Source organism: Methanospirillum sp., from assembly GCF_028679455.1.
GTDB lineage: Archaea > Halobacteriota > Methanomicrobia > Methanomicrobiales > Methanospirillaceae > Methanospirillum.
Map to the genome: position 1 here is coordinate 1 of NZ_JAJRBM010000457.1, position 4915 is coordinate 4915.

Genomic DNA, 4915 nt, shown 5'->3' on the forward strand with positions numbered 1-4915 from the left:
ACTTGGTCCGATTGCTGAATATTTGATCCAGATGGGAGGCATCTGACATGTCTGATACCAGACTCCACTCCCGTCATACCACGTCATCAAAAGAGATCTACGCGAGTGCATCGCGAGAGGCGTTCACCAAACTCGATCCACAACTCATGATCAAAAATCCGGTCATGTTTGTGGTAGAGGTGGGAAGTGCCCTCACCACTATCTTCTGGATATTGGCGGTTTTCAAGGTTGGTGATGAATCTGCCTGGTTTGTAGGCATGGTATCGTTCTGGCTCTGGTTCACGGTTATCTTTGCAAATTTTGCCGAAGCTCTCGCAGAAGGGAGAGGAAAGGCTCAAGCCCAGGCATTGCGGCAGATGCGACAAGATACGCAGGCAAACCGGTTACCGAATCATTACAAACCGGTGCTAAATGTAACTCCGGAGGAGTCAATTTGTAAAAATATTTCTTCCTCCGAGCTCAGAAAAGATGATCTCTTCTATGTTGCTGCGGGAGGAATCATACCGGTTGATGGAGAGATTATCCAGGGGATAGCATCAGTCAATGAGAGTGCAATCACCGGTGAGAGTGCTCCGGTTATTCGGGAAGCAGGAGGAGATCGCAGTGCAGTAACCGGTGGAACTACGGTTTTATCAGACTGGCTGGTGGTCAGAGTAACGGCAAATCCAGGTGAAGGATTCTTAGATAAGATGATCTCGCTCATTGAAGGAGCAAAACGTCAGAAGACTCCGAATGAGATTGCATTACATATTCTTCTCATCAGTCTTACCGCAATATTCATCATTGTCTGTGCTACCCTCTATGCCTTTTCGTGGTATAGTGTCAGGGCTTCAGGTTCGGGGACCGTGGTGAGTGCCACGATTCTTATTGCCCTCCTGGTCTGCCTGGCTCCGACCACCATCGGAGGTCTGCTCAGCGCTATCGGTATAGCCGGAATGGATCGGTTGATCCGGAGAAATGTGATAACCACGTCAGGCCGTGCTATCGAAGCAGCGGGAGATGTGGATGTGCTTCTTCTTGACAAGACGGGAACCATTACTCTTGGAAACCGCGAAGCGGTTGAACTCATGTCGGTTGACGGGACCGGGATCACTGAACTCGCTGAAGTTGCACAACTTGCTTCCCTGGCTGATGAAACACCCGAAGGGCGAAGTATTGTAGTTCTGGCAAAAGAAAAGTACGGGCTTCGGGGAAGGACCGTCGGTGCTCATGATGATGCTCCCGAGATGCAGTTTATCCCGTTTTCCAGTCATACCCGCATGAGCGGAGTCATTTATAACCAGACAGAAATACGCAAAGGAGCCGCAGAGGCAGTTTTCGCGTACATGAAAGCAGCGGGTCACCAGGTATCTGAGGATCTTATTGCAAAAGTCGATACGATATCTCGGTCCGGTGGAACCCCGCTCGTAGTGACGAAGAATGGGAAAGCACTCGGCGTAATATATCTGAAAGATATCGTCAAAGGTGGGATTAAAGAGCGGTTTGCACAATTACGACATATGGGTATCAAGACCATCATGATCACCGGTGATAACCGGCTTACCGCTGCAACGATTGCGGCTGAAGCCGGTGTCGATGATTTCCTTGCAGAAGCGACTCCGGAAAGCAAATTGCGACTCATCAGGGAGTATCAAGAGGGGGGAAGACTGGTGGCCATGACCGGGGATGGTACCAATGACGCTCCAGCTCTCGCCCAGGCCGATGTGGCAGTTGCGATGAACACGGGCACTCAACCAGCCAGAGAAGCCGCAAATATGGTTGATCTCGATAGTAACCCTACCAAACTGATAGAAATTGTCGAGATTGGAAAACAACTGCTCATGACCAGAGGGGCTCTTACCACGTTCAGTATTGCGAACGATATTGCCAAGTATTTTGCCATTATCCCTGCTGCATTTATTGGAACCTACCCGGCTCTAGCAGCACTCAATATTATGGGTCTTCACCAGGCGATCCTTTCAGCAGTAATTTTTAATGCACTTATCATCGTAGTTCTCATCCCACTCGCTCTTCGGGGAGTGAAGTATAAACCGATGACCGCTGATGAAGCGCTTCGGAATAATATTTTGATTTATGGAATCGGAGGAGTTATTGCTCCATTTATCGGCATTAAACTCATAGACATGATCTTTGTCATGTTCGGCATGGGATGATAATGGATGATGGAAGGCCTGACCCGGATGTATTACTCAGTCAGATTCAGAAAGACGTAATCCGTGAAAAACGGGGAAAATTAAAAATTTTTCTCGGATATGCAGCAGGAGTAGGGAAGACCTACGGGATGCTGAAAGCGGCTCATGAACGTCTTGCCGAGGGGGTCAATGTTAGGATCGGGTATGTGGAGACCCATGGAAGATCAGAAACAGATGCCCTTATTCAAGGCCTTCCCATTATTCCTCGCCTTTGTGTTCGCTATAAAACAACAACTCTCTTTGAGATGGATCTTGATGCAATCCTCGTGCAGCATCCTGAACTGGTTCTCGTTGACGAACTTGCCCACACTAATTCCCCTGAATCACGGCATTCAAAACGATATCAGGATGTTGAAGAGATACTACAGGCAGGGATAGACGTCTATACCACTCTCAATATTCAGCATCTGGAGAGTCTACGCGATGTGGTAGCACAGATAACATCCGTAATCGTAAAGGAGACCATTCCTGATCGGATCCTTGATGATGCTGACGAGATAGAACTCATGGACATTCCCCCGCCTGAACTTCGGGCCAGGCTGGCTGATGGAAAGGTCTATGTCCCAGATATGGCTACCCGGGCAGTTGAGCAATTTTTTAATGAAGGAAATCTCTTTGCCCTTCGTGAATTATCCCTTCGAAAAACAGCGGACCGGGTAGATAATCAGATGCTTGAGTACATGCAGACCCGGTCAATTCCCGGACCATGGTCGGTTTCTGAACACCTTCTCGTCTCTATCGGACCGAGCCCGCTTTCTGAAAAACTGATCAGAAGAACAAAACGACAGGCAGACCGTATCAATTCTGATTGGTGGGCAGTGTATGTCGAAACTCCAATGCATCACCGCCTTTCAAAGTCGGCTAAAGAACATCTCTGGAAGAACATCAAGCTTGCTGAAAGCCTTGGAGGGAAGACTGAAACGCTTTTCGGCCTTAATATCCCGGATACGTTGATCGAGTATGCAAAAAAGCATAACATTACCCGGATCATCATCGGTAAGACACTTCGTCCCCGGTGGAAAGAGATTGTTTTTGGATCGATCGTCGACCAGATGATTCATAAAAGTGGGGATATTGATGTATATGTTGTCAGCACTGCTGACAAAGAAATCAAAAATATATCCTATTCAGATGAGGCATTTATTCCGGTCATTTTACCCGGGAGGTATCTGGAGAGTCTGGTTCTTGTTAGCTTTGTAACAATTCTGGGAGAACTGACAAAGAATTTCATATCACAGACGAACCTGATGATGTTTTACCTGATTGCAGTAGTAATTGCCGCATTTCGCCGGGGTTTATATCTTGCAATCTTCACTTCAATCATCGGGGTTCTCATGTTTGATTTTTTCCTAGTGGCCCCTTATTATACATTCAGAGTTTCAGATACGCAATATCTCATAACCTTTATCGGAATGATTCTGGTTGGCATTGTCATCAGTATCCTGATCTCAAAGGCTCAGGACTTTGCGATCTCAGCACATTCCCGTGAGAAAGAGAATGCAATGCTCTATAATCTCGCAAAAAAACTCACCGGAGCCGCTGATCTGGCATCGGTAATTTCTGCGGTAATATCGAAGATCGAAGAGAACTTTAACTGGCAGGCGGTAATTTTCATGCCTGATAATCAATCTCTTAAGATCCAGGGTTCCTCCAAGGATTTGTTCATCAATGAAGATGAGGTGGCAGTTGCCCTGTGGGCGTTCTCGAAAGGTATCGTTGCCGGGTATGACACTGATACTCTGCATGCTTCACGCTTGCGATTCATTCCGATGAAAAGTCGAAACGGGATTCTCGGAGTATTAGGGATAAAACCAGAAGAGGTTGATGGAGTAATCTCCCCGGATGAAGGAAGAGTTCTTGAAATATTTGCAGATCTGACCGCTCTCGCGATAGAACGGTTTTCAGGATAAGTTATCAATAAATGAAGGTTTTTCTTCGTTTCAGAAGGGTAAGTCCAGTTTCAATTATCTGTGTCCAGAGTAGATCATAGTCCTACATTTATCGTGTTATTTCGATATCCTCTAGCTGAAATGCAGCAATGATCTCTCTGGGCACCGGTGTTGGCGAGGTGATCGTATGGATCGGATCCTGATCTGGTTAGGTCTTTCAGTCTCCGAAGAACTGGTTTGTGAACGCTACCGTAAGCGGTACTGCTCTCATGTGGTGGGACATCTTGCGAACCTGAAAATTTCTGATATATCATCGGTGTCTGCCAAGCATCGGAACCGCAGTAATATTCAAAAAAAGGGCGTGATGGTTCTCATCAGACTCAATGTATGAAGATGCAAAGCATTTTCATGACAAAGGAACCCGATTCGGGTTATCGTCCCCGGGGTCCACCCATTCCCGGTCCCTGTCCGGGTGACTGTGGGCCGAAGGGTTGATTTCCTGGTCCCTGATATGGTGAATTATATGGCATGCGTTGGTCTAACGGAGGAAGGCCGCTATAATCGTTAGAGAGGGTGGTTGCCCGCTGATATGCATCTCTTGCTTCGTTATAAAGTCCCAGTTTCTGATATACATTCCCGAGGTTGTTCCATGCTTCCACATATCGCGGATTAATGAGAACAGCTCGTTTGAATGCTAGCATGGCATCGTTGTATCTGCCAACTTCTGTGTAGGTCACCCCGAGATTATTCCATGCTTCAGCATAGTCAGGGTTGATGGCAACTGCATTCATGTAAGCAGTTATTGCATCGTCATACTCTCCTCCGCTGTAGTAT

The 4915-nt window shown here is 47.0% G+C and carries 4 protein-coding genes; 3 read left to right on the forward strand and 1 reads right to left on the reverse strand.

The features are described 5' to 3' along the window. The first annotated feature begins 47 nt into the window (after positions 1-47). The 3 genes from kdpB (at position 48) to LUQ50_RS15805 (ending at position 4472) form a co-directional block, all read left to right on the forward strand. Positions 48-2153, forward strand: coding sequence for a potassium-transporting ATPase subunit KdpB (gene kdpB, locus LUQ50_RS15795; RefSeq protein ID WP_300041387.1), 2106 nt, complete (start codon positions 48-50; stop codon positions 2151-2153). A gap of 2 nt (positions 2154-2155) precedes the next feature. Beyond that, the gene (locus LUQ50_RS15800) at positions 2156-4102 is read left to right on the forward strand and encodes a DUF4118 domain-containing protein (protein WP_300041389.1); all 1947 of its coding nucleotides are present in this window, start codon (positions 2156-2158) and stop codon (positions 4100-4102) included. Positions 4103-4268: 166 nt separating this feature from the next. Beyond that, positions 4269-4472, forward strand: coding sequence for a hypothetical protein (locus LUQ50_RS15805; RefSeq protein ID WP_300041391.1), 204 nt, complete (start codon positions 4269-4271; stop codon positions 4470-4472). 40 nt (positions 4473-4512) lie between these two features. Here LUQ50_RS15805 and LUQ50_RS15810 read toward each other — a convergent pair. Beyond that, the coding region (locus LUQ50_RS15810; RefSeq protein ID WP_300041393.1) for a tetratricopeptide repeat protein at positions 4513-4915 on the reverse strand (403 nt) is incomplete at its 5' end.